Origin of the sequence: Shimia sp. MIT910701 (assembly GCF_047126315.1) — a bacterium.
GTDB lineage: Bacteria > Pseudomonadota > Alphaproteobacteria > Rhodobacterales > Rhodobacteraceae > Shimia.
On the sequence record NZ_CP138953.1, the window covers coordinates 3522352 to 3546110 of the forward strand.

Here is a 23759-nt window from a genome sequence, read left to right on the forward strand (position 1 = left end):
TTACTCCGCATTGGCCACAATGGCCCGCAGTTGATCCGGTAACGCCACCGGATCAAACGGTTTCTGGATCGCCCCCACAGCGTTTTCCCGAATGTCAGAATGGTGTTTGGAGGTGACGTCTTTGGACGTCATAAAAATCACTGGCACACCGGCCAAGTCATCCTGACGGCGCAGCTTGGTCAACGTCTCCAATCCGCTTAACCCCGGCATCATCACATCAAGCAACAACAGGTCCGGCGCAAATTTAGCCGCCTTCTTGATCGCATCCATGCCATTGGCGCATTGCATCACCTCAAAGCCGCCAAATTCAGCCAGCGCCAAATAGGTGATCTCGCGAATATCTGCATCATCCTCAACATGCAGGATTTTTCGGATCTCTGTCATTTTCTTTATTCCCCAAACCCTTACGACCCAACCGTAGCGTCCCAACACCCTGAAGGGAAGCCCTCGGTGTATCTGCCCCAATCAACGTGATTGGCCTGTGACGTCACGTGTCGCATGCTGCCGCCCACTTGAGCACAGCGCGTGAGCTTCTAAGGTTGAGCGCAAAGCCACGCCAAGGAGCCCCCATGCCCGACCAACCCCTTTTGTCAGAACGCATCGACAATGCCTTGGTGCTGACACTCAACGATCCTGTCCGCCTGAACCCCATTGGCGTCGCAACCCGCGAAGCGATTTCCGAAGCGCTTGAACAAGCCGAAGCTGACACCTCCATCCGGGCGGTCATTCTCACTGGCGCAGGGGGTAACTTCTCCTCGGGTGGCGACATTTCCGCAATGGACGCCCCTGCCCGCCTCAAACGCATCAACTTCGAACATGTCAAACATATGGTGAACCAAATCACCGGCGGCTCGGTCCCGGTGATCGCGGCTGTCGAAGGTTGGGCTGCGGGGGCCGGTCTGGCTGTCGCAATGTTGTGCGACACAGTCATTGCTGGCCGCTCAGCGCGTTTCATGGCGGCGTTCCCCAAAATCGGCCTGATGCCAGACTACGGCCTGCTCGCCTCCCTGCCCGCCCGCGTCGGCCAGTCCCGCGCACGGCAAATCATGCTTTATGCCAAACCTGTCACCGCGGAACGAGCCGAAAGCATCGGTATGGTGGACGAATTGGTTGAAGATGGAAAAGCGCTCGAAACCGCGCTTGAGCTTGCCAAACACGTCGAAACTCTGGGGCCAGAGGCTCTGCGCGCCATCAAGGCGTTTGACAGTGGCCGCATGGATCGTGCGATCGACTATGAGCGCGACCTACAACCGCTGCTGTTGGGCAGTGACAACGCCAAAGAAGGACGCGCCGCGTTCTTTGAGAAACGCCCACCAAATTTCAAACCCAGCTAAACAAAAGGCCCGCCAACTCGGCGGGCCTTTCTCATTCAGGCAAAATCAATGTGATGATAGAGCGGCAATTCGCGAATGCGTTGCCCTGTGGCCGCAAAAATCGCATTGGCCAAGGCTGGTGCCGCCGGTGGAACCGGCGGCTCGCCAATACCGCGCACCTTATCGCCATTCTCCAAGCCACGCACCATGATCTCCGGACATTGCTTCAGGCGCATCCCTTCTGCAGCCCAATAGTTGGCTTGCTCCGCCATCCCGTCGGAATAGGTAATCTCGCTGTTCATCGCGTGGCCCAGCGCAAAGATCACGCCGCCTTGCACAAGGTTTTCAAAGTTCACCGGGTCAATCACCGTGCCAACGTCCGCGGCAACCCAAACCTTGTCGATGGTGATGCCATCTTCGGTATTGGTGACCTCAATCACCTCCGCCGTTGGCACGCCAAAGCTCTCCACAAAAGCGACACCACGCCCTTTGTTGGGTCCCAACGAACTGCCCCAGTTGGACATTTCGCCAACAGCTTCAAGCACTTTGCGGCTCACATCATGCTGCATCAGGCGAATGCGCTCTTGCAGCGGATCAGCGCCCGCCTCGTGGATCAACTCATCGAGCAGGCTGTCAAAGAAGAACCCACCGGCAGAGGCCCCCACAGAGCGCCAGCTCGAGACCGGCGCCAATTCGGGCACGCGATAGGCTCGCATGCGGAAATTCTCCAACCCGTACGGGTTGTTCCACGCCCCCGCCGCGATCTGCATATCAGGGCCCGGTACATTCAGGCCCGCACGGCCCATCTGCGACACAACCACAGACGGCATCGCCACCTGCAAATCCATCGCTGTCACTTTGCCATCCTGCACCGCGCCACTGCCGCGCGCCATACCGATGTGACGCGGGAAGTCATGCGCGAAGTCCTCTTCGCGACTGTAGGTCAGCTTCACCGGCGTGCCACGCATCTGATTGGCAATCTCCGCTGCCAGTTCCACATGCTTGAACTCCAAACGATGCCCAAAGCTGCCACCCATGAAGTGGTTCACCAGCTCGATCTGCTCTGACTTGTGGCCGGTGACCTTCGCCACCTGATCCTGCAACATGCGCGGGATCTGATGCCCGGTCCACACCGTGACCTTGTCGTCCTCCACCAACACCGTGGCGTTCAGCGGCTCCAGCGGCGCATGCGCCACATAGGGCACGCGGTATGCGGCTTCGACAGCCTTGCCTCCCGACATCGCAGCCGTCACATCCCCTTCATTGCGCCACTCTTTGTCGAGTTGCTCTTCAGTAAAAGACGCCTCGATGGCCGCCCAATGGCCATCCTGCTCCGCCGGATACGGCGCGGCGCCCCAGTCAAAGTCAATCGCCTGCACCGCTTGAATAGCCCGCCAAGTGTTGTCTGCCACCACAGCAACACCGCCGCTGACTTCAACAACCTTTTGCACACCACGCATGCTTTCCGCGGTACTGGCATCATAGCCTTCAAGTTTCCCGCCCTGACGCGGGTTACACATCACCGCCGCATGCACCATGCCGTCGATGTCTACGTCGATGCCATAGTTCAAGGTGCCGGTGGATTTCGCCACCATATCCAACCGCTGCATCGGCTTGCCAATCAAACGCCATTCCGACGGCTTGCGCAGCGTGATCTCGGTGACAGGTTCAACCTTCGCCGCTGCACCAGCCAGCGCCGTATAGGCCAGTTCTGAGCCATCTGGCAGCTGCACAGCCCCATTTGCGGTTTTCAGCTGCGCCACTGGCACGCCGCTCACATTGGACGCCGCCAGCTTCAAAGTTTCCCGCGCCACAGCGCCAGCCTCACGCAGCTTGTCATAGCTGTCCGGCATCGCTGTTGAGCCGCCAGTGATCTGCATGCCCAACAGTTTAATCATGCCGCCCATAAAGCTGCGGGTTGCTTCGGCTGTGAAACTCTCGTCTGTCGCCATAAACGGCGCACCGTCCCCGGCCAACGCCCGGTTCCAATAGGCTTTGTCCGGCTTGCCAAAATCGATCTCGAACTGACCAAACTCCACGTCCAGTTCTTCTGCAATCAGCGCGGCCTGGGCATGTGCCACGCCCTGCCCTTTGTCGCCATGCGGCGTGATCAGGGTGATTTTCTCGCCATCAATCACCACCCAAGGGTTAAACGTGGACGCCCCATCAGCCAGCCCATCTTTGAGTGGATTCTCATACGGCGTGCGCACTTTGTAGACGCCAAAGGCCACGCCGCCGGCCACAGCCACAGCGCCAAACAAGAACGTACGGCGCGCGATTTTTCCAACCTTGCCCATACCTTACGCCTCCTGCATCTTGGCAGCGGCCGTTTTCACGGCGGCGCGAATACGCGGGTACGTCCCGCAACGGCACAGGTTGCCGCTCATCGCTTCGTCAATCTCTGCATCCGACGGCATCTTGATCTCCGACAACAGCGACGCTGCCTGCATGATCTGACCAGACTGGCAATAGCCACATTGTGCCACCTGATGCTCCACCCAGGCCTCCTGCACCGCGTGCATCGCCTCGGGCTGCCCCAAGCCCTCAATGGTGGTCACAGGCCCATCCACATCCGCCACCGGTGTCTGGCACGACCGCACCGCCACACCATCAATGTGCACGGTGCAAGCGCCACAAGCCGCAACACCGCAGCCGTATTTTACACCTTTGATCCCCAGTTCATCCCGAAGCACCCACAACAGCGGCATGTCCTCTTCGACATCCACCTCATGGGATTTCCCGTCCACGATCAGTTGCATAAGCTGCCTCCCGTTCTTTGGCGCTAGTTGCGTTGTTGCAAATAGAATAGGCCTTCCAAAACAGCCGCCACTCGCAGATTGCGCCATTTCACCTGCATGTCGTGACAAAATTCCAATACCGACCCGCGCAGTTTTAGGTGCCTCACCACCTTAATCGTAACTGCCCACTTCATGATTCGAGATCACACATTTTTGAAGGTCAACTTTCTGCACTTGCACACAACTTAGCTCGACATGGCCAACCAATCTCCAACCGTTAGCGTTACCGGCAGCGGAACCGATAGCGACACCGCCCAGTTTTAACGCTAACATCCCGTTTTTTATTGGGATTTTACCTTCCTAAAATGTCTCTACGCCACTATAGCGAAGACCATATTTTCCACCGTTCAGAGCAGGACAGGAGCTCTTCATGACTGTTACCGTCGGCATCAACGGATTTGGCCGCATTGGCCGTTCGACCCTCATGCACATCGCCGAAGAAGCACGCGAAGACGTCCGCGTTGTGAAAATCAACGCCACCGGCCCGCTGGACACCGCCGCGCACCTGATCCGCTATGACTCTGTGCATGGCCGCTTCCGCAACGAAGTGATCGCCGGCAACGGCACCATGGATGTGGGCATGGGCCCGATGCGCATGTACTCCACCTACGACATGGATGAGCTCGACTGGAGCGGCGTCGATGTGGTTCTGGAATGTACCGGCAATTTCAACGACGGCGAGAAAGCCAAGAAACACCTGGAACGCGGCGCTAAGAAAGTACTGATCTCCGCGCCGGCAAAGAACGTGCAGAAGACCATCGTGTTTGGCGTGAACGACACCCAGCTCGAAGCCAACGACAACATGATCTCCAACGGCTCCTGCACCACCAACTGTCTCGCACCGGTGGCCAAGGTTCTAAACAACGCGTTTGGCATCGAAGAAGGCATCATGACCACGATCCACGCCTACACTGGCGATCAGCCAACACTGGACCGCCGTCACAAAGACCTGTACCGCGCCCGTGCGGCCGCCATGTCGATGATCCCGACTTCCACAGGCGCCGCCAAAGCGCTGGGTGAGGTTCTGCCGGAACTCAAAGGCAAGCTCGACGGCTCCGCAATCCGCGTGCCAACCCCGAATGTTTCGGCTGTGGACCTGACCTTCACTGCCTCCAAGGATGTCACCGTCGAAGACGTGAACGCCGTCATGGCCGAAGCGGCCGCAGGCGAGATGAAAGGCGTGCTGGGGTACAACGACCTGCCGCTGGTCTCTGTGGACTTCAACCACACCACGGAGAGCGCCACCTTTGCTGGTGACCAGACTAAAGTGCTGGGCAAACGTCTGGTGCGCGTGCTGGCATGGTATGACAACGAGTGGGGCTTCTCCGCGCGTATGGCCGATGTGGCCGCCCTGATGGGACGCGTCTAAGCGCCTCTCAAATCACAACAACTTGCGCCCTCGGATGGGGTCGGGCATATCTGGTCCGACCACGACACATCCGGGGGCGCAGTGCGTCATGACCAACCAAATTGCCATCTTTCTGTTTCTGTTCCTGCTGGCACTGTTGGGGATCGATGTGGTGTTCAATGACAGCGCCGTGTTCCTGCTGCTTGCCAAGAAGCTGTTTGAGCTGATCGAATGGTTGGCGTTCTGGCGCTAAGCTCGGAAGTGGGGGCTTAGCCCCCGCCCTGACGGGCTCCCCCAGGATATTTTTGGTAAGAAGAAGCCCGCATCACCTATTGAGCCAAGTCAGCTTTTGAGGCGATAGCCTGTTTTGAGCATGGCATAGGCTGCCGCCATCAAAGCAGCGGTGACGGCAGTGACAACCGTCAGGCCCACCACTGGCGCACTATCAGACACCCCAATCATGCCGTAGCGTGTGCCGTCGATCAGGTAGAAGATCGGGTTCACACGGGTGAAGCCCTGCAAGCTCTCCGGCAATGCTTCTACCGAGTAGAACGTGCCGGACAGAAAGGCCAAAGGCGTCACGATGAAGTTGGTGATCGCCGCCATCTGGTCAAATTTATTGGCAAAAATCCCGGCCACGATCCCGACTGCACCCATCATGGCCCCGCCAAGCAGCACAAAGGTCAGCGCCCAGAGCGGATGCGCCACACCTTGCCCCAGCACCAGCGCCAAGGCGATGGTGATCGCCATTGCCACACAAAAACCACGTGCCACAGACCCGGCCATATAGCCGAGCACCGTTTCCATCGGAGACAAAGGCGGCATAAGCGTATCCACAATATTACCCTGCACTTTTGCGATCACAATTGAGGACGACGTGTTGGCAAAAGCGTTCTGGATCACCGTCATCATCATAATGCCTGGGATCAGGAAGGTCAGGAACGGCACGCCCATCACTGCCCCTCGGCTGGGCCCGATGGCTATCGAGAAGATCAGCAGGAACAACCCAGCAGTGACCAAAGGCGCCAAAAGCGTCTGTGTCCACACCGCCAGAAACCGCAAAACCTCACGTTTCGCCAAAGTGCCAAGCCCCAGCCAGTTCACCCGGCCAAAGCGGCGCACGCCCATTTCTGTCGTCTGATCCTGTGCCATTGCTGCCGATTTCCTAACGTCGCTGTGGTTTTACCTCCCCACTCGCCGCTTTGCCGCGCCCATGGGTGATTCTTCGCCTTGTAACTCGGGCTGGGGTGATTAGAATAGGTGCCTGACCAAGAAATGCAGAGGCGGCCTTTTGGGAGGCCGCTTTTTAGCTGAGGAAGTGACGGATGTCCTGGACCGACGAGCGCGTAGAGCTGTTGAAAAAAATGTGGGGCGAAGGCCAATCGGCCAGCCAGATTGCCAAAGAGCTGGGCGGGGTGACCCGTAACGCGGTGATTGGCAAGGTGCACCGTCTGGGCCTGTCCAACCGCGCCACGGGTGGCGCCAAGGCGGATGCCAAGCCTAAGGCCGATGCAAAGCCGAAGGCAGCCCCCAAGGCCAAGGCGGCGCCTAAGCCCAAGGCCGCGCCCAAAGCCGAACCCAAGCCGGAACCCAAAACCGAGCCAGCGGTCGCCGCGCGTCCAGCGCAGCCGCTGCGCAAGCAGATCATCCCGGCCGGTCAACCGCTGCCACCGCAGCCGTCCGCCAATGAGATCAGCCCGGAAGCTCTGGCCAAGGTCAACGAAGTTGAAAAGACCGCCAAGAAGCTCTCGCTGATGGAACTGACCGAACGCACCTGCAAATGGCCGGTGGGTGACCCGGCCACCGAAGATTTCTGGTTCTGCGGCCTGCCGGTGCAAACCGGTAAACCTTACTGCGAAGCCCACGTCGGCGTGGCCTTCCAACCTATGAGCGCGCGCCGCGACCGCAAACGCTAAGCAGCGGCCCCTTAAGACACTTTGAAAAGCCTCGCCCTGTGCGGGGCTTTTTGCTTGTGTCCCGTCAATGGCTTTGTGTCTACTGCAAGTCAGAACAAGGGAGACCGGCGCAATGTCCGCAACACTTTACGGCGACATCACCTGGCGCGAGGTGCTGGCGGTTGCTCTGATCTCGCTGACCCACGTTGGCACCGCGCCGTTCATCAAACGGTTTCCCATTGTGTCACGCTGGCTACTGGATTTCAGCTCCGGCATTGGGCTTGGCTATGCCTTTCTTTATTTGCTGCCCAAAATTGCGGTCATGACGCAACTGGTCGGCGCACAATATCCTGACCACGGCCTGCTGTTCAAACATCAGCTCTATGTCTATCTGATGGTCGGCTTCCTGATCTACTACCTGGTGGATTTCAAACAGGACAACAACCGCCCGGCCCGAACGGCGCTGACACTCAACGCTTTGTCCTTTGCCACCTACAACCTGCTGATCGGCATCACGATCACGCATTTTCAAAGCAATCTCACGGCGGCCTACGGGGTCGCGGTCTTTGTCTTTTCCGTGCATCTCTTTGGCGTGAACAGCTTCTTGCACCGAGAATACCCCGCTGCCTTTTCCCGCTGGATGGCGCCACTTTTTATGGCCGCAATGTATGTCGGTTGTGTGCTGGGCAACCACATCGAAAAGGGCCACCACTACCAATCTATCGCGACCGCCGTGGTGGGCGGCATCATCATCATCCTGTCGATCCGCCTGAAACTGCCCCCACGAGAGCGCGTGAACGTCCGCGCCTTTCTTATTGGCGTAGCCTGCGCCATGGCGGCAACAGCAGGCTACACCGTTATCTGAGCGGAAAGACTGTGTCTTGGCTGTCGCCGCTGTCACGATCTATGCGGCGGGTAGAACTCTCTGCCCCTGCACAATCAGCGAGGATCGCTCAAACTGATCCCGCAACGCCTCTGCTTTTTCAAAGAACGCATCGCGCACCTCAGTCGCGTAGGGATTGGAAACCTCAATCGCATGCAACACCGTTGGGGGATCATCCTGCACCATCTCAATTGCTTCACGCAGCAAGTCAAAGCTCGCCGTTGTCATCCGCTCAGGCAGTGGTCCCAAATCGGTCAGCACTTTACCAATCAGGTGGGTCAGTCCCTGAACCATCGCCAACTCGCGGTCATGCTCCTCTGCCGTGGTGACAATCACCTCCAGCCCCCTGGCTTTCAGGAAGGCTGCCACCTTGTGCCAGCGTTCTCCGCGCTCGGGACACAATGCAATCTTGCGCCCTTTCACGCCGTTCTTGGCACTCTGTGGGCCAAACAGCGGGTGGGTGCCCAGGATCTCCACATGCGGCGGCAGCAGCTCCCGCATGTCACGCATGGGGGCAACCTTCACCGAGCCCACATCGAGCACCAAAGTGCCCGGACGCAAGTGCGGAGCCAGAACCCGACAGACATGCGCCATACGCGCCACCGGCACCGCCAGGATCACGATGTCACTCTGCGCCACCTCGGCCAGTCCTTCCATCGGCACCCGCCGCCCGTCCGGCAGACTGGCGCGGGTGTAACTTGGGTCACAGATGCGGATAGGACACCCGGCCCAAAGCTCCTGTGCAATCAACCGGCCAAAGCCGCCAAAACCCACCAACCCAATGGTGGTCTGTTCGTTATTTGGTTTTTCCTGTCCCATAGCGGACCCCGTGTGTGAGGCCACGTTTGCCGGGACTAACTGTCTTGGAAGGTTTTTGTGTCTTCATCCCCGTCAAACGCAGCGGATGAAGATGCCAAAGACCCCGCCACTATGTGGTCAGGGTATAATATGTGCCAAAAAAGATGTTGTTCTTGGTCATGGGCATGTGATGACACGCATCACGCGCCGCCGTCAACCCGCTTCCTCTGGCAAAGGCTCCACGATGTCGAGCCAACGGACATAAAGCGCGCACAAGAGCGAGGCCACGACCACAGCCACCATCATCGTCATCATCAGCACAGCACCGTTCTCGGGTGTCAGCACAGCTCCGGTGAGGCTCGTCAAGGCTGCCCCCATGGCCACACTCATGGCGCCGGACAGGCCAGACGCACTGCCAGCAAGCTTGGGTCTCACGGACATCGCGCCGCTGTTGGTCGAGGGCAAGGTCAAGCCATTGCCCATGCCCACAAAAATCACCGCGCCGACATAGGTCACCGGCTGCACAAACCCTGCCAGCACGATCGCAAAGCCGACGCATAGTCCTGTGAGACCAACAACACGTCCGCCAATAATCAATTGCCAAAGCGGGACAGATTTCGCCAAACGGCCTGACATAAACGACCCCAATGAAAACCCCACTGCAATCGCGCCAACGGTCATACCCACCGTTGTGGGCCGCAGGTCAAATACAGCAACGCCGATCAACACAATCCCGGTGATATAGATGTAAAACGCGCCCACAGACAGGCTGCTACACAAACTATACCCCCAGAACCGGCGTGATTTGAGCAGCTCCGGATAGGTGGCAAACTGCTCCCCCATGGTGGCGGCCCGGTTGGTATTGGTCTCGCCCAGATCTCGCCAGGTCAGCCAAACCAACCCGGCGCCGATCAAGGCGTACACCGCAAAGTTTGACCGCCAACCAAATGCCTCGTGCAGAAATCCGCCAATCGTTGGGCCTGTCATCGGGGCGATGGCCATCACCATCGAGATGTAGCCCAACATGCTTGCCGCCTCTTTGGGCCCGTGCATGTCGCGCACCACCGCGCGGCTCAGTGCGATGCCAACCACGCCTGCCGCCTGTAACATCCGGCTGACCAGAAACCCGACAATATCCGTCGCCAGAAAACAGCCGATTGAGCCAACAGTAAAAACCAACAAGCCAACCAGCATCACCGGACGCCGTCCGTAGCGATCTGACAGCGGCCCAATGATGACTTGCAACATCACCGTCACCGCCAAAAACGCGCCCATCGACAGGTTCGCAACGGCGTAGTCGACGCTGAACTCATCGGCGATGGCCGCCAGGGACGGCAAGAACATATTCAACGACAAGACTGACATCGCGGTCAGCAGAATCAGCGTATTGAGATGCGGCGCACTCCGCCGCTCAGGTCCGCTCAATTGCCGCCCAGCAGGTTCTGCAAGCCACGCAGCGCCTCTTTCTCCAGTTTGTCTTTGATCGCATCTTCTGTGGATTGGCCTTCTTTTTTCTCCAGCCCCAGTTCTTTCTCAAGTTTCTGTTTCGCCTCGTCTTCCACGGCTTTGATTTCCTTATCAAAGCTGCGCTTCACCGCTGCTTCCAGATCCGGCACCACGCTGGGATTGCTCCAGCTGCCTTTGATCTTCACCGGTACAATCAGGCTCGGCCCATCCGGCCCGTTGAGCTGCGGCGAGAACACATAGTCAATTGTTCGCAAGCCGAGCCCCACGGTACCTTTGCCTGTTGCTGACAAGCGCGACAGTTTCATCAAAAGATCCCGATTGCTCAGCACACCATCGGCAATGGTCCAGCTCGCCACCATGCTATTGAACACGGTGGTGCCTCCGGTGACGTCGCCGCGTAGCAGTTTATCCAGATCGATGCCTTCAATAGTTCCGCGTCCAACCTCAACACGGCCATCGCCACTCATGTTGTTCATAATGGCGTCCAACGTTTCGCCAGAGCTCAGAAACCGGCTCTCAAAATCCGCTGTGCCGGTGAACTTGTCCAAATCCGCCGTTGCGGCCAAGAATGGCTGCAAAGCGATCTGCGACACCTTCAGGTCCCCCCGCACAGACAGGCCATTGCGGTTGTTGGCCACAAACAGCCCCGTAACAGCGCCCTCATAGGCCTCCATTTCCTGAATCCGGGCCACGGCACGAGCGCGGTCAATCTTCACTGTGGCACGAGTCTTGCCAAACGCGATCCCATTCAGATCCATCGCCTCAGCGGCAAAACTGATGGTGCCATCCACCAAACCCAACGCGCTCGCATCAATTGGTTCTTTGGACCATCCAACCGGAGCGGCTTCCACAGACTGACTGCTTTCGTCTCCCTCCTTCTCTACAAGCCGCAAGGCCTGTGTCGCTACTTGCGCCGTCACTTTCGGGCGCACCCCATTCAGATCCACATCCGCCAGCACCGTCAGATCATTGCCCAAAGCGGTCACCCGCCCGCCGCGCACAGACACCACGCCCGCTCGGGTCAACGTAACATCACCTTGCACCGCCAAAGGCCCTTCAAGCCCGCCTGTGCCCAAGGCGGCAAGAAACGCCGCTGCATCCGATGCCGAGACAGCCAACTTTCCACTGGCTTCTGGCGCGATCCCAGCACGCCCCTCAAAACGGGCGGACCCACCGCCCGCCTGCACAGCCAATTCCACCGCAGACACATCGCCATCAATCAAAGCCAATGGCGCTGCAACCACAGCGTCCAGCTGGATCGGTGCGCCAAACGGGCTGGCCTCGATCACCACATCCGCAGCCCCACCAACATCCGGCCAAGTCATCGCCAGTGACACGCCAGACAACTCCTGTCGCGCGCCGCCATGATCGATATAACGCACCTGCGCATCGCTGATCACCAGCCGCTCAAGCGCAAAGCTCTCAAACTGAGAAGCCGTCGATGTTACCGACGTTGGAGCGCTCTCACCGCCGGTCTGCGCTTCAGCGCTCTGGCCGCTAACCACAGGCGACGTGCCATCACTTAAATCCCAATTTACCCGTCCGTCGGTGGTTTTCTCCAGCAGCACCTCCGGTGCCACCAGCTCGACATTCTTGACGCGAATTTCCCCACCAATCGCCGCCATCACGTCGACACCAATCACCGCCTTATCGGCCGTGAACATGGGCCCACGCTCTGACCACGCTGCATTGCCAAAACTGACCTTCTCGGTGGTTACGCCCAGCACCGGATACCAGCTGATCCCGACCTTGCCCTCAAACACCAGCTCTCGTCCGGTCATTGCCTTGACCTGATCCGCCGCCAGTTTTGCAATCTTCTCCCCCGGCAACGCCACAACCAGCACCACCGCGCCAATTGCCAAAATCAAAACCGCCGCCACCAATCCCCGGATTACTTTCATCGGAGACCTCCTTTACTGCCCATGCGGAGCCTAAGCGCCTAAGAACACACACGCAATGCATCAAACCGCCCTTCCCCTTTGCCAAACGACGCGCGCTGCCCTATACGCGCCCCATGTCCAGCAATCCGCCAGAACTCCGCCCCGACCTCGCCCGCACCACCCTCACAGGAGACGCGCGCCCCGGCCAACCGACCATCGGCATGGTTTCCCTTGGCTGCCCAAAAGCTTTGGTCGACAGCGAACGCATCCTGACCCGCCTGCGCGCCGAAGGATATGGCATCTCGCCGGACTATTCCGGTGCCGACGCGGTGGTCGTAAACACCTGCGGATTTTTGGATTCCGCCAAAGCCGAAAGCCTTCAGGCCATTGGTGAGGCCATTCAGGAAAACGGCAAAGTGATTGTCACTGGCTGTCTTGGTGCAGAGCCCGAATACATCACCGGCGCCCACCCCAAAGTGCTCGCCGTGACGGGACCGCACCAATACGAGCAAGTGCTGGACGCCGTACATGGCGCCGTGCCGCCCAGCCCCGATCCCTTTGTCGATCTGCTGCCCGCCAAAAACGTGACCCTCACGCCGCGCCACTACAGCTATCTAAAGATTTCAGAGGGTTGCAACCACAAGTGCAAGTTCTGCATCATCCCGGACATGCGCGGCAAACTCGCCTCGCGGCCAGTGCATGCTGTCCTGCGTGAGGCGGAAAAACTGGTCGACAACGGCGTGCGTGAACTGCTTGTGATCTCGCAAGACACCTCCGCTTATGGATTGGACCGCAAGTACAGCACCCACCCGTGGAAAGACCGCGAAGTGCGCAGCCACATTACCGATCTGGCGCGCGAATTGGGCCAATTCGACGCCTGGGTGCGCCTGCACTACGTTTACCCCTACCCCCATGTGCGCGAGTTGATCCCGCTGATGGCGGACGGGCTGATCCTGCCCTATCTGGACATCCCCTTCCAACACAGCCACCCGGACACACTCAAACGCATGGCCCGGCCCGCGCACACCTCCAAAACCCTGACCGAAATCGCCGCCTGGCGCGAGATCTGCCCCGACATCACCCTGCGCTCCACCTTCATCGTCGGCTACCCCGGCGAAACCGAAGCCGAATTCCAGCACCTCCTGGATTGGATGGACGAAGCTCAACTCGACCGTGTTGGCTGCTTCCAGTACGAAAACGTCGACGGCGCCCGCTCCAACGACCTACCAGACCACATCCCCGCCGAGGTCAAACAAGAGCGTTGGGAACGCTTCATGGAGAAAGCCCAGGCGATTTCCGAAGCCAAACTCGCCGCCAAAGTCGGTCAGACCATGGACGTGATCGTAGACGACATCGATGAAGACGGCATCGCCACCTGCCGCACCAAAGCCGACGCGCCGGAGATTGACGGCAACCTGTTCATTGACGAAGGCACCGATGGGTTGAAGGTGGGCGACATCGTATCTGTGGAAGTGGATGAGGCTGGCGAGTATGATTTGTGGGGACAGTTAAAGGCATAAAAGAACCCAGTGCCTGATCCTGAGTGGGGGCTTAAGCGCCCTCCCGTGGCGAGCGCGCGGCGTCTTTGGAAAGGATCCGGGGGATCCGTTCAGCCGCAATCGGGCGGAGCCCCCAGCGCTGGCCGAACCAGAGGTCCGGCTGTGTGGCGTTGAGCAATTAGCTTTGCCAAACACAGCGACATCCTGTCCCTTGAGGCCTTTTTGCCCGAAGCGTAGGCTCTCCTCACAGCCCCAAACGGCCCGAGACACATCCCTCATCAGGAGAGTGACATGTCCAACGAAACGCGTGTGCTTTACAATGCAGACTGCCCGATCTGTGACGCAGAAATCTGCCACTATCGGTCCTACACCGAACAGCGTGACATCCCCGTCGCCTATGACGATCTGAACTCTGACGCCCTCTCAGAATGGGGCATTGATCCGGAAACCGCCGCCAAACGCCTGCATGTCACGGCAAACGGGGAGCTCTATTCTGGCATCCCCGCTTTCCTGATCCTCTGGCAGGAAATGCCCCGCTTCCGCTGGCTTGCGCGTCTCATTGGCCTGCCCGGCATCAAGCAACTGGCTTGTCTCGCCTACGACCACGTGCTGGCCCCATGGCTCTACCGCAAACACCTGCGGCGACAGGCCAAGACAAAAGCGGCCTAAGCCTCAGCCCTGCTGCATCTCTTTAAACAAGTCTGCGTTCATGCAGTAGTCCGGCGCATTGGCCGCAGAGCCATTAAGCTCCTGAAACTTTTGACAGGCGCCCAGCTCCTGGCAGCGGGTGCATTGCATCACCGCATTACGAAACTCTTTGGCATTTTCCGGGTTCTTCATGATCCTCTCCCCCCAATCGATGCCAACGCGTTCGGACATGCCCGTGACCAAATTGATGTGCTGGCTCATTTTCTCAAACATCGCTGGCTCCTTTCCCTCGTTTTGCAGTCGCGCCGGTCAGCCCGCCGCCAGTCTTTCAAACAACTCCGCATGGCAGCAGAACGCCGGCGCTTCTTTGGCCGTCCCCGCCCGCTGCCCCAGAAAGCTCTGACAGGCCTCGGTGTGCGGACACATGCGACAGCGCGTGACCATATTGGCGTAGTCCTCGGCACTTAACATCTGATCGAGCATCGCCTCGCTGAGCGACACCCCCAGCACCCGCGCCATGCTGCGAGTCAGCCAGAAATGTGTCACCGGATCGCCAAGAGGCTGAATATTTCCCATTAGTTCTGCGCCTCCAACGCTGTCTTAAGCCACTTAAAACGGTCTTTGTTCACACAGGGCTCCGGCGCCACCTCTTCGGTCTGCGCCGCCCGCTCATGCGCCGCCACATAGCGGCTGCATCCGGCATCCCACCCACAACCGCGACAGCTTTCCACCATCTCAGCCCAGTCTTCCTGTGAGAGCTCCGCCTGCGCCATCGCCGCCACCAGATCGGTCTGTGTCAGCTGCGCCATGCGCTGTGCCAACCAATAGTGCTCCGTGCGATCGCCAAGCGGTTTCATCTCTCACTCCCTGCCACGTCCTGCGTGGTCTACTGTGCCCCTTGCAGCCGCTTCAGCAGCTTGGTGTTGCGACAGTAATGCGGCGCAGCCACCGCCACGCCCTCCTCCTTCAGCCAATGGGCACAGGCCTCCGGTTCGCTGCAGGTGGTACAGCGCAAAACCGCCTCGGAAATCTCGTCAAATTTGAGCGCGCCGCGAATGGCCGCCTCCTGCAGGTCCATGCCCAACCGGCTGGCCGTGTCATCCAACAGCGCCGCATGATGGCGCAGCTTCGCAGTCCGATCTGTCACAATGGTCATAGGCGCCTCTCTGATAGCTGACCCACGCAGTCTATCAGGCCGCCCAAAGGACGCCCTTGACCTGCATCAACCAGCAATCTGAGAGGAATTTGATCGCGCTTACGCCAGCGCCTCAAGATAGGCCCGCACACAATCTTGTACCCGACGAAACCGATCCCCGCCGAGCTTTATGCCGCCATACCAACGCGTAACCACCACAATGTGATCCGTAAGCTCTTCCCGCTCCAGAATCCGCAGGATCACCAACCCCGCGCCGCTCTCCCCGTCATCCCCTTTCAACGGGGTGCCGTCCGCCATCAAAGCGGCCCAGGTGTTGTGCGTCGCCTTGGCAAACTTCTTGTTGCGTTTGAGCTCTTTGAGAAAGGCGTCGGCCTCTTTACGGCTGGTCACCTTGCCACCGGACACCGCATATTTGCTGCCCCGGTCGGTGACCACATTGGTCAGTTGCAGCACGCCGTCAAAGCCCCGCTGCCGTCTGCTTCACAATCGCCACGCGTGAAGCGTTGGGCGGGTGCGTGCCGAGGAACTGGTTACCCGGATCTGGCGTGCGCTCAAAGAAGTTCACTCCGATCAATGGATCATAGCCCGACCTCTTGGTCAGGATCGTACCCAGTTGGTCGGCTTCCAATTCGTGGTTCTTGGAGAAGCTGCGCGCACCAACGCCCGCGCCCAAATCCATCGCCGCCTCTATCGCCTGAGAGTTGCCACCAGCTGCCGCTACCAGAATGGCGCCCAGCGCTGCCCCTGCGGCCGCATTGCCCTGACTGCGGGCAATATGCCCCTTGATGTGGTGCGCCGCCTCATGCCCCATGACAAAAGCCAACTCATGATTGTTGCGCGTCTCCGCCACCAAAGGCGCCGTGAAGATGATCAGCGGACGACCATTTTTGTCCAGCGTCTGATAGGCGTTGGCGATCTTGGTCTCTTTCGGGTCCACATAGATCTTGTAGTCACAGTTGGTGCCCGCAGGCGTGCGCGCCTTACATTCCCGCTCCACCAAAGGTTCCATCCGCGCTTTCACCGGCGCCAAACGCGAGGTGGCCTGCGACACGGAAATCTTGGGCGCTGGCTGTTGCTGCACGGCAGGCTGCGGCGTCGAGCTGGTGGTGGTAGACACACAGCCGCTCAAAACGACGGCGGCCATCACGCTGACCACGCTGGCTTTCACTGGCAAACTCTGACGCATGACATCCCTCCCACAAGCGGTCCATACTAGGGCACAGGCGTAAATTTATCATCTAAGCCGCGCGAGGCCAGAGGGAAATGCTTGCACCCCCTCCCCTTTGCGCTACGCTGGGGACATGTTCAGCATCGAGCACGAATTTGACGCCACCGTTGTGACGCTGGTTGACGAAGGCACAGCCCCTTTGGGGGAAGATGTGATCATTCACATGTTTGAGGACTGCGTCACCATCGAGCAATATGACCCCCGCACCGATACGGTTCAGAAAATCACCCTGTCCAACACACAGGTGCAGGATTTGACCGCCGCTTTAGACCTCCCCGAAGGGGTCTACATGCTCAAACGCACTGCGGACTAGACATACGTCAATCGAGACGAAACACCTTGTCCCGCGCAGTTGCGCCGCGGATCAAAGTCAATCGAGACTTGGCAATGCCCAGTTCCTTGGCCAGAAACTTTTGCACGGCGGCGTTGGCTTTGCCGCCTTGCGGAACCACGGTCACATACACCCGCAAGACATCATCCTCGCGTACCACCGTGTTGCGTGACGCCTTGGGGGTCACTCGCACCGCGATCTCCGCTCCCGCTTTAGCCAAATCTGAAAAATCTTCGCCCAATGGTTCTGCCCCCGTTGCCCCAACAGCGATTTACATTTCACAATCGCCCCGCATAGGGTAGCCCGCGCAGGACGACAGGGGGAGACTTGCCACATGGCCACTGGCTTCTTTTTTGATGAAAAATGCTTCTGGCACGCAGGCGGAAACTACGCCCTGACCTTGCCGGTTGGCGATCTGGTTCAGCCACTGGCCGCGGGTGGACTGCCGGAAAGCCCGGAAACCAAACGTCGCCTTAAAAACCTCATGGATGTGACCGGCCTGACAAACGACCTCGATGTGCGCAGCGCACCGCCTGCGACCGAGACCATGCTTCAGCGCGTCCACCCAGCAGACTTTTTGACCAAGTTCAAAGAAGTCTATGATGCAGGCGGTGGCGAAATTGGCCTGCGCACACCTTTTGGCAAAGGGGGCTACGAAATCGCGGCCTTATCCGCAGGTATCGCCACCGAAGCCCTGCGCGCCGTTACTTCGGGCGATTTGCAAAACGCCTATGCGCTCTCTCGCCCTCCAGGGCACCATTGCCTGCCGGATTGGCCCAATGGCTTCTGTCTGCTGGCCAACATCGCTGTCGCGATTGAGGAAATCCAAGCACGGGGCTTAGCAAAGCGTGTCGCTGTTCTGGACTGGGACGTGCACCACGGCAACGGCACCGAAGCGATCTACTATGACCGTGACGACGTGCTCACCATCTCCCTGCATCAGGAGCACAATTATCCTTTGGACACAGGCGATGTGACCGACCGTGGCAAAGACGCTGGCCTCGGAACAAACATCAACGTCCCGCTTCCACCTGGCGCAGGTCACAACACCTACCTCTATTCAATGGAGAAAATTGTCCTACCCGCGCTACATGCCTTCAAACCGGATGTGATTATTGTCGCCTGTGGCTTTGACGCCGGCGCCTTTGATCCACTCTCCCGTATGCTCGCCACCGCCGACACATTCCGCCAAATGACCAAGCAGGTCATGCAGGCCGCAGATACTCTCTGTGAAGGCAAGCTCTTGCTTGTGCACGAGGGCGGCTATTCTGAAGCCTATGTGCCCTTCTGCGGCCATGCCGTGATCGAAGAGCTGTCTGGTTCCTCAATAACTGCTGAGGACCCAATGGCCGCCTCTCTCACCAAACGCCAGCCCAACGCCCGCGTCGAGGCCTTCTTTGCCACGTTGGTCGATGAGATGGCCGACACTTTCGCAAGCCCGCCCGGTTGAAACCCAACCGCGCCACGCCAACATACCCAATCAACCCCTGAGGGAAGACCTAATGCCTCAACCAAACCAAGCCGCGCTGGATTTTTTGCTGAGCCGCCGCTCACGTCCCGCCAAAACCCTGATTGGCCCTGCGCCCACGCGCGCGGAACTCGAACCTCTGCTGGAAGCCGCCCTGCGCAGTCCCGACCACGGTAAACTCGAACCTTGGCGCCTGATCGTGCTGGAAGGCGCCGCCTTGAGCAAACTTGCCAAGCTCGCCCAAGAACGCGGTGAAGCTTTGGACATGGAGCCGGAAAAGATCACCAAAGCGCACGATCAATTTGACCGCGCCGATCTGGTAGTCGCCGTAATAGAGGCGCCTGTGATCAGCGAAAAAATCCCGGAAATCGAACAGACCTACTCAGCCGCCTGTGTGTGCCTGCAACTGCTAAACGCCGCATTGGCCGCTGGCTGGGGCGCCAACTGGCTCTCTGGCTGGGCCAGTCACGATCGTGGGTTTGTGGAGAAAGGCCTCGACCTCACTCCACGTGAGCGCGTCGCAGGCTTCATCCACATCGGCACCGAAAAAGCCACGCCACCCGAGCGCCCCCGCCCCAACATGGAGACCAAAGTCACATGGCTGTCAGCCTAGCAATCTCGTCTTTTGGCAAGACACTTACTCAAATCGGGGACCCGCGCTTTCGCCGGGTCCTTTTCAAAGGCATTGGCCTGACCTTTGTGCTGCTGATCGCGGTCTACACAGCGTTCCTAATGTTCCTGAACTGGATCGGCGCAGGTCAAACCGTACAGGAGCTCCTGGGCAATATCTCTTGGGTTGGCGACCTTTTCACCTTCGCCTCGCTCTTCCTGATGATCGCCTTGTCGATCTTCCTGATGATCCCAGTCGCCTCTGCCATCACGTCCTTGTTTCTGGACGAAGTGGCCGACGCGGTGGAGGACAAGCACTATCCCGAACTGCCGGATGTCCCCCGCGTGACCTTTGCCGAAGGCCTCAAAGACAGCGTGAACTTTCTTGGTGTCTTGATTGCCGCCAACATCTTTGCGCTGGTGCTTTATGCGATCTTCCCGCCGTTTTCCCTGTTCATCTTCTGGGGCCTCAACGGCTTCCTGCTGGGGCGGGAATATTTTCAATTGGTCGCCATGCGCCGCGTAGGCCGGGCAGAAGCCAAGAAGCTGCGTAAGAAGCATCTCGGCACAATTTGGCTCGCTGGCACGCTTATGGCCATGCCGTTGGTCGTACCTATCCTGAACCTGGTGATCCCGATCCTAGGCGCGGCGACCTTTACCCATCTGTACCATCAACTGGAGCCGTCACCTCAGCGGGCCCCATCACGTTAAACCAGTCAAAATCACGCACCGTGATCAGACCGGATGTGATGATCCAGTACAAAATCACCCACATCACCGCGGCCGCGCCTGTGGTGATCCAGGCCTTGGCTTTGAGGTAGTGATGCTCTGGGCTGCTGGCATGTGTGCCGGGCACAACCTCGCCCACATCGCCCTGCGTTTTTAGACGAATCGGGATCACCATCAAAAAGGTCATGAACCAAAGCACGGCGTATAAAACGAGGGCTGAAGTGATGGTCATTGCGCGCTCCTGATAAAAAATTGGCGGACATCTGTGGCCCGCCAATTCTCTTACGTTTGGGTTGGCCTCTTAGACCTGTTCCAGTTCCACAAGGCAACCGTTGAAATCTTTCGGATGCAGGAACAGCACAGGTTTACCATGCGCCCCGATCTTGGGCTCGCCGCTGCCCAGAACACGCGCGCCGGTGGATTTCAGATGATCCCGCGCCGCCAGAATATCGTCGACCTCATAGCACACGTGGTGAATGCCGCCCGCCGGGTTCTTTTCAAGGAAGCCATTGATTGGGCTGTCTTCTCCCAGCGGATAGAGCAGCTCGATTTTTGTGTTTGGCAGCTCGATGAACACCACGGTCACGCCGTGGTCCGGCTCATCCTGAGGCGCACCCACTTTCGCCCCCAGCGCGTCACGGTATTGCGCACTGGCCGCTTCCAGATCCGGCACAGCAATGGCCACGTGGTTCAATCTTCCGATCATGTTTGTCTCCTCCAAAGGGCATGGATCCCGCTCCCCGTCCTTATGTGCGCTGATATGCGCAGGCGCAAGCGACAGGGCGTCGCGGCTGTCTTTAACGTTTCGTTAGGCATGTGTTCCTAGCCTGTTTGCACGTTTCGGTACTTGTAGTTTTCGCTTCGTTGAGGATTTCAAACATGGACGACAAATCGCCTTTCTCCCCGCTGACCACCCCATCAGCCGCGCGCCCGCTTCTGGGCATGACCGTTCTGGTGGTGGAAGACAGCCGTTTCTCCTCTGACGCGCTGCGTCTGATGTGTGTGCGCTCTGGTGCCCGCATTCGCCGCGCCGACTGTTTGACCTCTGCCCGACGACACCTGCAAGTCTACATGCCAACCGTCGCGATTGTGGACATGGGCCTGCCAGATGGCTCTGGCGCCGAGCTGATCGAAGAGCTCCACAAGGCCTCTCCGCGCATCGAATTGATCCTAGGCACCTCTGGCGACGATTTTGCTCAAGAGGCCGCCCTGGCCGCTGGTGCCGACGGCTTCATCGCCAAGCCTTACGGCACGCTCACCGATTTCCAACAGGCCATTCTGCGCCGCCTGCCCGATGCCTATCGCCCCACCGTGGCCCGCGTCGCCGACAACGAGGCAATCAAGCCGGACCCTGTGGCCTTCCGCGATGACCTGCTGCACGCGGCGGACACCCTGAAAGAAGGCGACGAAGAGCTGATCGACTATGTGGCGCAATTCTTAGGCGGCTTGGCCCGCAGCGCTGGTGACAAGGGTCTGCTGAACGCGGTGAAAGCCGTGGAGACCGCTCGCAAGGAGGGCACCGGCGTGCGGGCCAATGTGGCCGAACTCAACGGCGTGGTCGAAAGCCGCCTCACCGAAGCGGCCGTGATTTAAGACCTACACAACCGGAACGACGACGTAAGACACGGGACAGTCAGGCGGGGCCATTGGCCTCGCCTTTCCTTTTGGGTTTACCCCTGCTCGGGATCACTCGCGGCGCGTACCAGTTGCGTTAGATCGCTCAACCGTTCGCGCTGCTGGCCAGCCTCATCAAAATTGTTTGGCGACAGCCAGACCTCAAACGCAGCCTTCAATGCCGGCCACTCCCGGTCAATCGCTGCAAACCACGCGGTGTCACGATTGCGCCCTTTGTACACCAGTGCTTGACGGAAGACGCCCTCATAACTCAGCCCCAACCGCTGCGCCGCCCGACGGGATGGGGCGTTGAGCGCATCACATTTCCACTCATAGCGGCGATAGCCAGTGTCAAAAGCCCATTGCATCATCAGAAACATCGCCTCTGTGGACGCAGGCGTGCCTTGCATCATTGGCGCAAAGTTGATGTTGCCAACCTCAATGGAACCGCGCTCTGGATAGATGCGCAGATATGACGCCACCCCCGTGAAGGTGCGCTCTGCCTTGCTGTAGATCGCGTAAAAGAAGTGGTCTTGGTTCTGAACCGTTTCCCGCACCCAGCGATGATACTGCGCCGCCGAATGAAATGGCCCATAAGGCATGTAATCCCACACCCAGTCATCCGCCTGATAGGCACGGTACAACAACGCCGCGTGGGCCTCTGCGTTTAACGGCTCAAGCCGCACGTACTGGCCGTCCAAAACCTCGCCCATTGGCCGTGATGGCACGGTCCAATCGGGCACGGCAAAGCCCACAGGGCGGGATGTCTGCATGAGTAGTCTTCCTTCAGTTGGCCAAGTAGTGGCACAGCACGCCCCGCGCGCCAAGCCCTTCTGACTTAAGCCAACAATCCGGGCGCATTTCCCAACTGCATCCCAGGGAACACCACGCCTTCCAAAGCAGACCGGTCCAGACCAAAACTCTCGCGAATGGCCCAAGCCGCGTAGCGACGCACGTCATCGGTCGGCATCAGGTCGCGCCGCTGAAACAGATCCGCTTCTTCAAATCCGGCCAGTTGGCCATGCACCTTCTGCCCTCGAATGGCGCCGCCCGCCATGACCATCAAACCGCCAGTGCCGTGATCCGTGCCTTTGGTGCCATTCTCCGCCACTGTGCGGCCGAACTCCGTCATCGCCAGCACCGTTGTGCGCGCCCAGACGTCCGGACCCATCCCATTTTTGAGCGCCCGAAGACTGTCACTCAAATGCTTCAAGGGCGTTTTCAATGTGCGCGCCTGCGCCGCATGCGTATCCCAGCCACCAATGGAGAAACAGGCCACCCGCGCCGCGTCACGCAGCTGCTGCGCGGCAAAAGACGCCACACGCAAATGTGCATTTGCCCGCCCGCGCCCCTTTGGGTTCATCTGCGCATCCATCATGGTATCCAGCTCGTCGGCCATCATGCCGCCGTCAGACGCCTCAAACACACCGCCGCCATCTTCGCCCGCCAACAAAATGGCTTTCTGCATCGCCAGCGCCATCTCAGGATCACGCTCCATCGTCAGCTCCAAAAGCCGCGCGCCCTGACTGGACAGCACAAAGCCCACATCCGGCGACCAGGTCTCCACCTCGGCCGCGCCTTGGCTCAGCAACATCGGATCTGCGCCCACCGCATAGGCCGTCGTCATCGTGCTGTTGGGCATGGTTTGCAGCATCCGGTTAAGCCAACCGTCCCGCCCCGTACCAGAGGGCACCTCAATTGTTCCCGCTTCCAGCAAATCCTGCCCGTCAAAATGGCTGCGTTTGTTGCGATATGGCGTCGAAACCCCTTGCACAAACGCCAACTCACCCGCCTGCCACAGCGGCCACAGCGGTTTGGCCGCCGCATGCAGCATCATCCCCTCTGTGAGTTCCAAGCCAGAACGCGGTCCCGCCAAAAGCGTTGGCCGCAGCTGGCGCAGTGCCGCGTCATCGGGTTGCACCAAATCCAGCCCGTCCAGACCACCGCGTAAAATGATCACCACCAGCCGGTTCTCGCCCCCGGTGGCGGCAAAACTCACTGGAGTCATCAACGGGCTCGCTGCGAGCGAACACCCCACCGCCAAACCACGTCCAAGGAAGCCCCGTCGATCCATCACTGCTTTGTCCATGACGCT

General features: G+C 59.1%; 30 protein-coding genes. 12 read left to right on the forward strand and 18 right to left on the reverse strand.

Going from position 1 to position 23759, the window contains the following annotated elements; translation table 11 throughout:
• The gene (locus SIB38_RS17170; RefSeq protein ID WP_412550678.1) at positions 1 to 384 is read right to left on the reverse strand and encodes a response regulator; all 384 of its coding nucleotides are present in this window, start codon (positions 382 to 384) and stop codon (positions 1 to 3) included.
• Positions 385 to 569: 185 nt separating this feature from the next.
• Here SIB38_RS17170 and SIB38_RS17175 point away from each other — a divergent pair, with 185 nt between their 5' ends.
• Complete coding sequence (locus SIB38_RS17175) at positions 570 to 1334, forward strand: enoyl-CoA hydratase/isomerase family protein (RefSeq protein WP_294118396.1); 765 nt, start codon at positions 570 to 572, stop codon at positions 1332 to 1334.
• A gap of 35 nt (positions 1335 to 1369) precedes the next feature.
• Here SIB38_RS17175 and SIB38_RS17180 read toward each other — a convergent pair whose 3' ends face one another.
• Positions 1370 to 3610 carry a xanthine dehydrogenase family protein molybdopterin-binding subunit gene (locus SIB38_RS17180; RefSeq protein WP_412550679.1) on the reverse strand — a complete coding sequence of 747 codons (2241 nt, stop codon included), beginning with the start codon at positions 3608 to 3610 and terminating at the stop codon, positions 1370 to 1372.
• Positions 3611 to 3613: 3 nt separating this feature from the next.
• Positions 3614 to 4072 carry a (2Fe-2S)-binding protein gene (locus tag SIB38_RS17185; RefSeq protein WP_294118394.1) on the reverse strand — a complete coding sequence of 153 codons (459 nt, stop codon included), beginning with the start codon at positions 4070 to 4072 and terminating at the stop codon, positions 3614 to 3616.
• Positions 4073 to 4481: 409 nt separating this feature from the next.
• Between SIB38_RS17185 and gap the strand changes: the two genes are divergently transcribed.
• Positions 4482 to 5480, forward strand: coding sequence for a type I glyceraldehyde-3-phosphate dehydrogenase (gap, locus tag SIB38_RS17190; protein ID WP_294118393.1), 999 nt, complete (start codon positions 4482 to 4484; stop codon positions 5478 to 5480).
• A gap of 88 nt (positions 5481 to 5568) precedes the next feature.
• Positions 5569 to 5712, forward strand: a complete 144-nt coding sequence (locus tag SIB38_RS17195; protein ID WP_294118392.1) for a hypothetical protein — start codon at positions 5569 to 5571, stop codon at positions 5710 to 5712.
• Between the two features lie 89 nt (positions 5713 to 5801).
• Here the strand turns inward: SIB38_RS17195 and SIB38_RS17200 are convergent, their stop codons facing one another.
• Entirely contained in the window at positions 5802 to 6611 is an 810-nt protein-coding gene (locus SIB38_RS17200; RefSeq protein ID WP_294118391.1) for an ABC transporter permease, read from the reverse strand.
• Between the two features lie 173 nt (positions 6612 to 6784).
• Here SIB38_RS17200 and SIB38_RS17205 point away from each other — a divergent pair, with 173 nt between their 5' ends.
• Complete coding sequence (locus SIB38_RS17205; RefSeq protein ID WP_294118390.1) at positions 6785 to 7375, forward strand: GcrA family cell cycle regulator; 591 nt, start codon at positions 6785 to 6787, stop codon at positions 7373 to 7375.
• Between the two features lie 112 nt (positions 7376 to 7487).
• Positions 7488 to 8219 carry a hypothetical protein gene (locus SIB38_RS17210; RefSeq protein ID WP_412550680.1) on the forward strand — a complete coding sequence of 244 codons (732 nt, stop codon included), beginning with the start codon at positions 7488 to 7490 and terminating at the stop codon, positions 8217 to 8219.
• Between the two features lie 39 nt (positions 8220 to 8258).
• Here the strand turns inward: SIB38_RS17210 and SIB38_RS17215 are convergent, their stop codons facing one another.
• The 3 genes from SIB38_RS17215 to SIB38_RS17225 form a co-directional block, all read right to left on the reverse strand.
• Positions 8259 to 9056 (reverse strand): prephenate dehydrogenase/arogenate dehydrogenase family protein, encoded by a 798-nt coding sequence (locus tag SIB38_RS17215; RefSeq protein ID WP_294118388.1) that lies wholly within the window; start codon positions 9054 to 9056, stop codon positions 8259 to 8261.
• 192 nt (positions 9057 to 9248) lie between these two features.
• Positions 9249 to 10460 (reverse strand): multidrug effflux MFS transporter, encoded by a 1212-nt coding sequence (locus SIB38_RS17220; protein ID WP_294118387.1) that lies wholly within the window; start codon positions 10458 to 10460, stop codon positions 9249 to 9251.
• The gene (locus tag SIB38_RS17225; RefSeq protein WP_412550681.1) at positions 10457 to 12403 is read right to left on the reverse strand and encodes an AsmA family protein; all 1947 of its coding nucleotides are present in this window, start codon (positions 12401 to 12403) and stop codon (positions 10457 to 10459) included. The genes SIB38_RS17220 and SIB38_RS17225 overlap by 4 nt, the downstream gene beginning before the upstream one ends.
• Before the next feature lie 113 nt (positions 12404 to 12516).
• On the opposite strand from SIB38_RS17225, the gene rimO reads away from it, so the two are divergent.
• Entirely contained in the window at positions 12517 to 13902 is a 1386-nt protein-coding gene (gene rimO, locus SIB38_RS17230) for a 30S ribosomal protein S12 methylthiotransferase RimO (RefSeq protein WP_294118385.1), read from the forward strand.
• Between the two features lie 270 nt (positions 13903 to 14172).
• Positions 14173 to 14550: a thiol-disulfide oxidoreductase DCC family protein gene (locus SIB38_RS17235; protein WP_294118384.1), complete on the forward strand. Its 378-nt coding sequence runs from the start codon at positions 14173 to 14175 to the stop codon at positions 14548 to 14550.
• A 3-nt stretch (positions 14551 to 14553) separates the two neighbouring features.
• On the opposite strand, the gene SIB38_RS17240 is transcribed toward SIB38_RS17235, so the two are convergent.
• The 6 genes from SIB38_RS17240 to SIB38_RS17265 all read right to left on the reverse strand — a co-directional run bounded on the left by SIB38_RS17240 (position 14554) and on the right by SIB38_RS17265 (position 16871).
• The gene (locus SIB38_RS17240; RefSeq protein ID WP_412550682.1) at positions 14554 to 14802 is read right to left on the reverse strand and encodes a DUF6455 family protein; all 249 of its coding nucleotides are present in this window, start codon (positions 14800 to 14802) and stop codon (positions 14554 to 14556) included.
• A 36-nt stretch (positions 14803 to 14838) separates the two neighbouring features.
• On the reverse strand, positions 14839 to 15105 hold the full coding sequence (locus SIB38_RS17245; protein ID WP_294118382.1) for a DUF6455 family protein: 267 nt from the start codon (positions 15103 to 15105) through the stop codon (positions 14839 to 14841).
• Positions 15105 to 15386 (reverse strand): DUF6455 family protein, encoded by a 282-nt coding sequence (locus SIB38_RS17250; protein WP_294118381.1) that lies wholly within the window; start codon positions 15384 to 15386, stop codon positions 15105 to 15107. The genes SIB38_RS17245 and SIB38_RS17250 overlap by 1 nt, the downstream gene beginning before the upstream one ends.
• Positions 15387 to 15415: 29 nt before the next feature.
• The gene (locus tag SIB38_RS17255; protein ID WP_412550683.1) at positions 15416 to 15685 is read right to left on the reverse strand and encodes a DUF6455 family protein; all 270 of its coding nucleotides are present in this window, start codon (positions 15683 to 15685) and stop codon (positions 15416 to 15418) included.
• A gap of 99 nt (positions 15686 to 15784) precedes the next feature.
• Positions 15785 to 16138, reverse strand: coding sequence for a YigZ family protein (locus tag SIB38_RS17260; RefSeq protein WP_294118379.1), 354 nt, complete (start codon positions 16136 to 16138; stop codon positions 15785 to 15787).
• A gap of 4 nt (positions 16139 to 16142) precedes the next feature.
• Entirely contained in the window at positions 16143 to 16871 is a 729-nt protein-coding gene (locus SIB38_RS17265; protein ID WP_294118378.1) for a M48 family metallopeptidase, read from the reverse strand.
• Positions 16872 to 16986: 115 nt separating this feature from the next.
• Between SIB38_RS17265 and SIB38_RS17270 the strand changes: the two genes are divergently transcribed.
• On the forward strand, positions 16987 to 17226 hold the full coding sequence (locus SIB38_RS17270; protein ID WP_294118377.1) for a hypothetical protein: 240 nt from the start codon (positions 16987 to 16989) through the stop codon (positions 17224 to 17226).
• A gap of 7 nt (positions 17227 to 17233) precedes the next feature.
• Here the strand turns inward: SIB38_RS17270 and SIB38_RS17275 are convergent, their stop codons facing one another.
• A complete protein-coding gene (locus SIB38_RS17275; RefSeq protein WP_412550684.1) occupies positions 17234 to 17464 on the reverse strand; it encodes a DUF167 domain-containing protein in 231 nt (76 codons plus the stop codon).
• Between the two features lie 114 nt (positions 17465 to 17578).
• Here SIB38_RS17275 and SIB38_RS17280 point away from each other — a divergent pair, with 114 nt between their 5' ends.
• From SIB38_RS17280 to SIB38_RS17290, 3 genes are read left to right on the forward strand one after another with little or no spacing between them, the layout of a single operon-like run.
• Positions 17579 to 18694, forward strand: coding sequence for a class II histone deacetylase (locus SIB38_RS17280; RefSeq protein ID WP_412550685.1), 1116 nt, complete (start codon positions 17579 to 17581; stop codon positions 18692 to 18694).
• A 52-nt stretch (positions 18695 to 18746) separates the two neighbouring features.
• Positions 18747 to 19325 carry a nitroreductase gene (locus tag SIB38_RS17285; protein ID WP_294118374.1) on the forward strand — a complete coding sequence of 193 codons (579 nt, stop codon included), beginning with the start codon at positions 18747 to 18749 and terminating at the stop codon, positions 19323 to 19325.
• Positions 19310 to 20032: an EI24 domain-containing protein gene (locus SIB38_RS17290; protein ID WP_412550686.1), complete on the forward strand. Its 723-nt coding sequence runs from the start codon at positions 19310 to 19312 to the stop codon at positions 20030 to 20032. Before SIB38_RS17285 ends, SIB38_RS17290 begins: the two co-directional genes overlap by 16 nt.
• On the opposite strand, the gene SIB38_RS17295 is transcribed toward SIB38_RS17290, so the two are convergent.
• Positions 19977 to 20282 carry a DUF1467 family protein gene (locus SIB38_RS17295; RefSeq protein WP_294118372.1) on the reverse strand — a complete coding sequence of 102 codons (306 nt, stop codon included), beginning with the start codon at positions 20280 to 20282 and terminating at the stop codon, positions 19977 to 19979. The genes SIB38_RS17290 and SIB38_RS17295 overlap by 56 nt on opposite strands.
• Positions 20283 to 20351: 69 nt before the next feature.
• Positions 20352 to 20756: a methylmalonyl-CoA epimerase gene (gene mce / locus SIB38_RS17300; protein WP_294118371.1), complete on the reverse strand. Its 405-nt coding sequence runs from the start codon at positions 20754 to 20756 to the stop codon at positions 20352 to 20354.
• A 173-nt stretch (positions 20757 to 20929) separates the two neighbouring features.
• On the opposite strand from mce, the gene SIB38_RS17305 reads away from it, so the two are divergent.
• Positions 20930 to 21643 carry a response regulator gene (locus SIB38_RS17305; protein WP_294118370.1) on the forward strand — a complete coding sequence of 238 codons (714 nt, stop codon included), beginning with the start codon at positions 20930 to 20932 and terminating at the stop codon, positions 21641 to 21643.
• A gap of 77 nt (positions 21644 to 21720) precedes the next feature.
• On the opposite strand, the gene SIB38_RS17310 is transcribed toward SIB38_RS17305, so the two are convergent.
• Entirely contained in the window at positions 21721 to 22437 is a 717-nt protein-coding gene (locus SIB38_RS17310; RefSeq protein ID WP_294118369.1) for a GNAT family N-acetyltransferase, read from the reverse strand.
• A 65-nt stretch (positions 22438 to 22502) separates the two neighbouring features.
• A complete protein-coding gene (locus SIB38_RS17315; protein WP_412550687.1) occupies positions 22503 to 23753 on the reverse strand; it encodes a DUF1501 domain-containing protein in 1251 nt (416 codons plus the stop codon).
• Positions 23754 to 23759: the final 6 nt, after the last annotated feature.

What these genes read in the sequence shown, in the direction of transcription:
- SIB38_RS17195 (WP_294118392.1), top strand. Translation starts at nt 5,569, where the DNA reads ATGACCAACCAAATTGCCATCTTTCTGTTTCTGTTCCTGCTGGCACTG.
- SIB38_RS17295 (WP_294118372.1), bottom strand. Translation starts at nt 20,282, where the DNA reads ATGACCATCACTTCAGCCCTCGTTTTATACGCCGTGCTTTGGTTCATG.
- SIB38_RS17175 (WP_294118396.1), top strand. Translation starts at nt 570, where the DNA reads ATGCCCGACCAACCCCTTTTGTCAGAACGCATCGACAATGCCTTGGTG.
- SIB38_RS17180 (WP_412550679.1), bottom strand. Translation starts at nt 3,610, where the DNA reads ATGGGCAAGGTTGGAAAAATCGCGCGCCGTACGTTCTTGTTTGGCGCT.
- SIB38_RS17255 (WP_412550683.1), bottom strand. Translation starts at nt 15,685, where the DNA reads ATGACCATTGTGACAGATCGGACTGCGAAGCTGCGCCATCATGCGGCG.
- SIB38_RS17245 (WP_294118382.1), bottom strand. Translation starts at nt 15,105, where the DNA reads ATGGGAAATATTCAGCCTCTTGGCGATCCGGTGACACATTTCTGGCTG.
- SIB38_RS17265 (WP_294118378.1), bottom strand. Translation starts at nt 16,871, where the DNA reads ATGCGTCAGAGTTTGCCAGTGAAAGCCAGCGTGGTCAGCGTGATGGCC.
- SIB38_RS17225 (WP_412550681.1), bottom strand. Translation starts at nt 12,403, where the DNA reads ATGAAAGTAATCCGGGGATTGGTGGCGGCGGTTTTGATTTTGGCAATT.
- SIB38_RS17290 (WP_412550686.1), top strand. Translation starts at nt 19,310, where the DNA reads ATGGCTGTCAGCCTAGCAATCTCGTCTTTTGGCAAGACACTTACTCAA.
- SIB38_RS17285 (WP_294118374.1), top strand. Translation starts at nt 18,747, where the DNA reads ATGCCTCAACCAAACCAAGCCGCGCTGGATTTTTTGCTGAGCCGCCGC.
- SIB38_RS17310 (WP_294118369.1), bottom strand. Translation starts at nt 22,437, where the DNA reads ATGCAGACATCCCGCCCTGTGGGCTTTGCCGTGCCCGATTGGACCGTG.
- SIB38_RS17200 (WP_294118391.1), bottom strand. Translation starts at nt 6,611, where the DNA reads ATGGCACAGGATCAGACGACAGAAATGGGCGTGCGCCGCTTTGGCCGG.
- SIB38_RS17250 (WP_294118381.1), bottom strand. Translation starts at nt 15,386, where the DNA reads ATGAAACCGCTTGGCGATCGCACGGAGCACTATTGGTTGGCACAGCGC.
- SIB38_RS17305 (WP_294118370.1), top strand. Translation starts at nt 20,930, where the DNA reads ATGGACGACAAATCGCCTTTCTCCCCGCTGACCACCCCATCAGCCGCG.
- mce (WP_294118371.1), bottom strand. Translation starts at nt 20,756, where the DNA reads ATGATCGGAAGATTGAACCACGTGGCCATTGCTGTGCCGGATCTGGAA.
- SIB38_RS17205 (WP_294118390.1), top strand. Translation starts at nt 6,785, where the DNA reads ATGTCCTGGACCGACGAGCGCGTAGAGCTGTTGAAAAAAATGTGGGGC.
- SIB38_RS17235 (WP_294118384.1), top strand. Translation starts at nt 14,173, where the DNA reads ATGTCCAACGAAACGCGTGTGCTTTACAATGCAGACTGCCCGATCTGT.
- SIB38_RS17185 (WP_294118394.1), bottom strand. Translation starts at nt 4,072, where the DNA reads ATGCAACTGATCGTGGACGGGAAATCCCATGAGGTGGATGTCGAAGAG.
- SIB38_RS17315 (WP_412550687.1), bottom strand. Translation starts at nt 23,753, where the DNA reads ATGGACAAAGCAGTGATGGATCGACGGGGCTTCCTTGGACGTGGTTTG.
- SIB38_RS17215 (WP_294118388.1), bottom strand. Translation starts at nt 9,056, where the DNA reads ATGGGACAGGAAAAACCAAATAACGAACAGACCACCATTGGGTTGGTG.
- SIB38_RS17210 (WP_412550680.1), top strand. Translation starts at nt 7,488, where the DNA reads ATGTCCGCAACACTTTACGGCGACATCACCTGGCGCGAGGTGCTGGCG.
- gap (WP_294118393.1), top strand. Translation starts at nt 4,482, where the DNA reads ATGACTGTTACCGTCGGCATCAACGGATTTGGCCGCATTGGCCGTTCG.
- rimO (WP_294118385.1), top strand. Translation starts at nt 12,517, where the DNA reads ATGTCCAGCAATCCGCCAGAACTCCGCCCCGACCTCGCCCGCACCACC.
- SIB38_RS17240 (WP_412550682.1), bottom strand. Translation starts at nt 14,802, where the DNA reads ATGTTTGAGAAAATGAGCCAGCACATCAATTTGGTCACGGGCATGTCC.
- SIB38_RS17280 (WP_412550685.1), top strand. Translation starts at nt 17,579, where the DNA reads ATGGCCACTGGCTTCTTTTTTGATGAAAAATGCTTCTGGCACGCAGGC.
- SIB38_RS17170 (WP_412550678.1), bottom strand. Translation starts at nt 384, where the DNA reads ATGACAGAGATCCGAAAAATCCTGCATGTTGAGGATGATGCAGATATT.
- SIB38_RS17270 (WP_294118377.1), top strand. Translation starts at nt 16,987, where the DNA reads ATGTTCAGCATCGAGCACGAATTTGACGCCACCGTTGTGACGCTGGTT.